We start from the raw sequence: 6,000 nt of genomic DNA on the forward strand, positions 1-6,000 counted from the left end.
TGAGCCGAGTTTGAGCAGCTCGTCGTTCCAAGCGCGCCGCGACCAAATGCCCGAACGGCGCTATGCTAGCTCTTGGCTAGGCCCTACGCCGTCATCGCTCTGCCATCATGATAACCGCCTGGATTTGCGCCACATGTCTTGATGCAGGCCGCCGGGTGCGATGACTCACTGGCCGTCGGGTGTGAGGGGATTGGGCCGGGCAACGGCGGTAGTCTTCAGGGCTCATGTTAGGCATCGGCGTCGCGCCCTTTGGTGGGACAACCCGCTCGGGCGAGGACCTCCTGTTGCGCTTCAGCGCATGGTGTCGACCACCCTGCACAAGACCCGGTCGTGCAACCCTTCGCATGAAGTTTCGGCTGGCAATCTAGTTCCGGCGCAATCAGTCCTCAAAACCTGCACCGAGCAATGGCGACAGGGCCAGCCTGGAGCTTTTCCTGACTTGGCGAGTTGTTAGACCAGATTTCATTGGCGAAGGGCACCTATGGGCGCGAAACAAGCCAATCCAGTCGTCGGTCCGTCAAAGCCTCGATTGTTCCGCGTGCTTGGCCCGGGCCTGATTACTGGAGCCTCCGACGATGATCCCAGCGGCATTGCGACCTATTCGCAAACCGGCGCCCAATTCGGATTCGGCCTGACCTGGACGATGCTTTTCAGCTACCCGCTCATGGCGGTCGTCCAGGAAATCAGCGGACGGATTGGCCGAACCACCGGTCGCGGCATTGCGGGCAACATGCGGCTCTACTATGCGAATTGGCTGTTACATTCCGTCGTCGCCCTCCTGCTCATAGCCAACACCATCAACATCGGCGCAGATCTTGGAGCCATGGCAGGCGCTTTACGGCTGATCGTAGGCGGGCCCCTCCTTGTTTACGTCGTCCTGTTCGGCGCAACGTCGGTCGTTCTCCAGGTTTTCCTGAAATACAGCCGCTATGTCTCTATCCTGAAATGGCTGACGCTCTCGCTGTTCGCATATTTCGGAACGGCGATGGTGGTTCACGTTCCCTGGAATGAGGTGGCGAAAGGCCTGTTGATCCCCACGTTCACCTCGGGTGCCCAATTCTGGACCGCAGTGGTCGCGATTTTTGGGACCACCATCAGTCCCTATCTGTTCTTCTGGCAGGCCTCCGAGGAGGTGGAAGACATGAAGGCCAAGCCGGAACGCGACCCGCTCAAAGGCGCCCCCAAACAAGCGGAGGATGCCAACGCGCGAATCCGCCTGGATACCTATGTCGGCATGGCCTTTTCCAACATCGTCGCCCTCGCAATCATGATTACAGCTGGAACCACGCTTCATGCCAACGGCGTCACCGATATCGAATCCACCAGCCAGGCGGCTGAAGCCCTGCGACCAGTGGCCGGCTCTTTCGCCTTTTTCATTTTCGCGCTCGGCGTAATCGGCACCGGGTTGCTCGCGATTCCGGTGCTCGCCGGCTCGGCTGGCTATGCGCTGGGCGAATCGCGAAAGTGGCCAACCGGGCTGGAGCGCAAGCCGCTGGAGGCGAAGGCGTTCTATGGAACAATCGCGGTGGCCACCCTCATCGGCGCGGCTCTCAACTTCACCCCGATCGATCCGATAAAGGCCCTTTACTGGAGCGCGGTGGTCAATGGCGTCGTCGCGGTACCCGTGATGGCGGTCATGATGTTGATGACGGCCCGACGGGAGGTCATGGGCACAAGCATCGTTCCGCTGCCGATGCGGCTTGTCGGCTGGCTGGCGACCGCCGTCATGGCGGCGGCCGCGGCGGTGATGATCTTCCAGCTGTTCTGGTGATCAGGCCCCGATGCCCTTCTGCTATTCGGCCGTCGATCGCAAATGACGTATCCATTTGGACAGGGAACGAAAGGCCGATCACCGAATTATTACTGCATCGTAACGCAGTAACGGGAGGCTCTCATGGGACGCGGCATCTTGCTCTGGTTGCTCGGCATTCCGATTCCAATCATCATTCTCATCATGCTTTTTGCACGGTAGGAGGTTTTGTTGCAATCAACCCTATCGGTTGTCGACGTTTCCGCTTCGACGGAATCCTCTTCCACCGCCGTCAGCTGGGGGCCGATCATTGCCGGCGCCTTCGCGGCCTGCACGCTCACCTTCATTTTGATGCTGCTCGGCTCCGGCCTTGGACTGACAATGGTTTCGCCCTGGTCAGGTTCGGGGGCCTCTGTCACTACATTTGCGGTTTCCACCGCTGTCTGGCTGATTGTCGTGCAGTGGCTGTCCTCCGGCGTCGGCGGCTATCTTGCCGGACGCCTGCGCACCAAATGGGTCGGCATCCACACCGATGAAGTTTTTTTCCGTGATACGGCCCACGGCTTTCTTGCCTGGGCACTCGCCACGCTGCTCGTCGTCGGGGTCCTCGGCTCGGCACTCTCCGCGGTCATCGGCTCCGGCGTGCAGGCGGCATCGACCGTCGCTTCAGGGGCCGCCATGGGCGTTTCGGCCGGTGCAGCGGCAAACGCTGGCGGAGTGGCGGACAACGCGACATCCTATTTCGTGGATTCGCTTTTCCGGCCGGCCGATGCAACCAAGCTCGCCGCTGCCAATCCGCAAAGCGATACGGCGGCAACGGCACAGGCATCGCGAATCCTGATCGCCAGCGCCGCAGCAGGCGAGGTTTCGGCCGACGACAAGACCTATCTGTCGCAGCTGGTGGCTGCGCGCACGGGGTTGTCGGAAGCGGACGCCAAGACGCGCGTCGATGCGGTGCTTGCCAAGGTGCAGGACGCTAAGGTCAAGGCCAAGCAGGCAGCCGACATCGCCAGGAAGGCGACTGCCACCTTCGCGCTGATCGGGGCTCTCTCGCTGGTCATCGGTGCCTTCATAGCCAGTGCCGCGGCAGCACTCGGCGGCAGGCAGCGCGACGAGGAGGAAGCGGTTTTCCTGACCAGCCGCTAAAGCGGCCCACTCGATTCAAGAGAAAGCCCGGCGCGAAGTCGGGCTTTCTCAATCATCGTCGCGGCCAGCCAGGGCGACCATTGAATCGCGTTGGAGGATAACCATGAAAATCGAATCCGCTGGGGTGGCCGCAGGAGATGCAGCCACCCCTAATTCGCAAGCCGATACGCATTTGATCCGGTCTCTGGTAATCGGAATATTCATTTTCATGGCAGTCGACGCCCTGTTTTTTGCGCGTGACTTTTTCATGCCAGTTATCCTGGCGTTCCTGCTTGCGCTGACGTTGAGGCCAGTCGTTCGTTTCCTGAAAAAGCATGGCGTGCCGGAAGCTGCGTCGGCGACAATGCTCGTTCTATTGGCAGTCGGCGCGGTCGCCAGCGCGGGCTATCTCCTAAGCGACCCGATTGTCCAGTTGATCAGCAATGCGCCTTCGATCGGCCAAAAGCTGAGCGAACGGCTTTCCGACCTGAAACATCCCTTTGAACGTTTCATCGAGATTTCGCATCAGGTTGAGAGCGCTACAGATGCAACGCAGGAACCGGGCGTCCAGAAAGTGGTGGTCGCTCCGTCCGGCATTGTCTCGCAGGCAGCTGGCAACCTTCTATCGGTAGGCACCAGCATCACCATCATCTTCGTGCTGTCGCTGTTCATTCTCGCCTCCGGAACCATGATCTACGAGAAGATCATCCAGTCATTTCCCAAGCTCAGCGATAAAAAACGAGCGCTTCAGGTCGCCTATGATGTCGAGCGCGAAATCTCGCATTACCTTTTCACGGTTGCGGTCATTAACACCGGATTGGGGTCCGTTATCGCTCTCGGCCTCTGGGCGCTCGGCATGCCCAATCCCTTGCTCTGGGGGGCAGCCGCAGCCCTTCTGAACTTCCTGCCGTACATTGGTGCCCTGATCACCATCGTTCTGGTTGCAGCTATCGGCTTGATCAGCTTTGATAGTCTGCCTTACGCGCTGTTGCCTCCGGCCTTTGTGCTTCTGTGCGATGTGCTGGAAGGCCAATTTGTCACGCCGACGGTTGTCGGTCGACGCCTTGAGATCAACTCCGTTGCAATATTCATCGCCATCGCGTTCTGGTCGTGGCTGTGGGGGTTTATTGGCGCGGTCATGGCCGTGCCTCTACTCGTCGTAATCAAGGTCTTCTGCGATCACTTTGAGGCTCTGCAGCACTTAGGAAACTTTCTGGCAGCTCAGGATAACGCGGTGCCAGTCGGAGAGAGCGCCGAACAAACAAAAGATGGGTAGGTCTCCATAGGCCTACCCATCCATCAATTTCATAGGTTTTTATTGATTGCCGCCGCGGCTTTGTTGGTCGCATCCTTTATCGTTGATTTGGCGTCGCCAACCGCCTTCTCGACCTTACCCTTGGCTTCCTGTGCCGCGCCCTCGGCGCGAAGCCTGTCGTTACCGACGGCCTTGCCAAGCCCCTGCTTGGCGTTGCCTATCGCCTGATTGGCAATGCCGGCTGCTTTATCGCTGGTGCTTCCCATTATCGTGGCTCCCGTGGTTGAAATTCGTTGAATGGGTGTGTCATGAACGCAGACCATGGCAGCAGGTTCCACTCCTTAGCCGCTCGCGGGTGTGGAACAGGTTCTAAGAAGGAAATCACGCACCAACTGTTGCTTGGTGGCGACAAGCGTGGATCTCGCTTACGCCCGGGAACACTATGACGCCATCGATCGGCTACATGGAGACGTGCGAGGGCGCCCAACCTATGGAACGGCCGGCCTGCGGAGTACGAAGAGCCGCATTTCGCGCCGATATCTCGAGGGTAACGACCGCTCAATTCGGGCCAATCGCGACTGTATCGATCCGTTCCAACGATGTTGGATGCTGCAGACCGGGCGGGACAGGCGCTTTTGCCATTCGTGGTCAGGATATGAAACCGGGAAAACCATCCTGTTCACCGTACCGCCACGCCCGGTTGACGCGGTCCGCAGCAGTCAAGGAACGCCGGCTCCAAACAATCGTTCCAGCGAGGATTTGCGTGGCTGCGGCCAATTCAGCGGGGGCGCGGAATGACTCGCTAACTGACTGTCGGAAGCGTACAAAGTAGATGTTGTCAGCCTGTGAGTGGGCGCTGGCGATTGAAAGAGTCGATCACGCTTTCGCCCTTAATCACGGGAGAAGCGCGATGGCGGTCACCTACATAGCGGACGCCAACGGGTTAACGACATGCCCAGCATAGTTGACAAGTCCGAAGAGCAGCAGGACGCCGAAGCCGAAGTCGAGGGCTTTCACGACGACCTTGGCCCGTTCGTCGTTGCCGCAGAGACAACACGAATGGCCATGGTTTTCACCGATGCAAAAGAACCCGGCAATCCGATCATTTTTGCCAATGACGCCTTCCTCGCGCTGACCGGATACGCCAGGGAAGAGGTACTGGGTCAGCCCTTCAATTTCCTGATGGCGGACAGCACCGACGCCAGGGCGCTGAAACGTATCAAGGCGGAGTTCGAAGCCAATTTGGAGGCGGGTACGGAAATCCTCTACAGGCGTAAGGATGGCAGTGAATTCTGGGCGGGTCTTTTCGCCAATCCTGTCCAGGACACGCGCGGCGCCATCGTCCAGTATTTTGCCTCCTTCGTCGATCTCACCAGACACAAGGAGGAGCAGGCGCAATCCAAGATGCTCATCGACGAACTGAACCATCGCGTGAAGAACACGCTGGCAACTGTGCAGTCGATCGTCTGGCAGGCATCGCGAGCCAATTCCGATCCACGAGCGATCCGCGAAGCTGTCGAGTCGCGGCTGTTTGCGCTCTCCCGATCGCACAATTTGCTGACCCGTGAAAATTGGCATAGCGCCGGACTGCTCGATGTGCTCCACGATGCCCTGGAACCGTTCGGCGTCACCGACGGGCGAGCGGAGCGACTGGTGATTGCCGGCGAGAACATTCGCCTTTCGACAAAGGCGGCGCTGGCCCTTGGCATCGCGTTCAACGAACTCGCGACCAATGCGGTGAAATACGGTGCGTTTTCCAACGACAAGGGCTCGATCCGGATCGACTGGACGATCGAGCCGACCCTAGAGGAAGGTCGGCTGATCCTGTCCTGGCGAGAGCAGGGCGGTCCGCCGGTTACGCCACCGCTGC

General features: G+C 59.3%; 5 protein-coding genes. 4 read left to right on the top strand and 1 reads right to left on the bottom strand.

Annotated elements, in window-relative coordinates:
* Positions 1-481: 481 nt before the first annotated feature.
* From B5V02_RS20475 to B5V02_RS20485, 3 genes are all read left to right on the top strand, one after another.
* Complete coding sequence (locus tag B5V02_RS20475) at positions 482-1,771, top strand: NRAMP family divalent metal transporter (RefSeq protein ID WP_111545940.1); 1,290 nt, start codon at positions 482-484, stop codon at positions 1,769-1,771.
* A 210-nt stretch (positions 1,772-1,981) separates the two neighbouring features.
* Positions 1,982-2,896, top strand: coding sequence for a hypothetical protein (locus B5V02_RS20480; RefSeq protein WP_111545952.1), 915 nt, complete (start codon positions 1,982-1,984; stop codon positions 2,894-2,896).
* 103 nt (positions 2,897-2,999) lie between these two features.
* The gene (locus B5V02_RS20485; RefSeq protein ID WP_111545941.1) at positions 3,000-4,151 is read left to right on the top strand and encodes an AI-2E family transporter; all 1,152 of its coding nucleotides are present in this window, start codon (positions 3,000-3,002) and stop codon (positions 4,149-4,151) included.
* 29 nt (positions 4,152-4,180) lie between these two features.
* Here B5V02_RS20485 and B5V02_RS20490 read toward each other — a convergent pair whose 3' ends face one another.
* Positions 4,181-4,396, bottom strand: coding sequence for a CsbD family protein (locus B5V02_RS20490; protein WP_111545942.1), 216 nt, complete (start codon positions 4,394-4,396; stop codon positions 4,181-4,183).
* A 685-nt stretch (positions 4,397-5,081) separates the two neighbouring features.
* On the opposite strand from B5V02_RS20490, the gene B5V02_RS20495 reads away from it, so the two are divergent.
* Positions 5,082-6,000: HWE histidine kinase domain-containing protein (locus B5V02_RS20495; protein ID WP_111545943.1), on the top strand; the 919-nt coding region annotated here is incomplete at its 3' end.

This window comes from Mesorhizobium kowhaii, assembly GCF_003253745.1.
Lineage (GTDB): Bacteria > Pseudomonadota > Alphaproteobacteria > Rhizobiales > Rhizobiaceae > Mesorhizobium > Mesorhizobium kowhaii.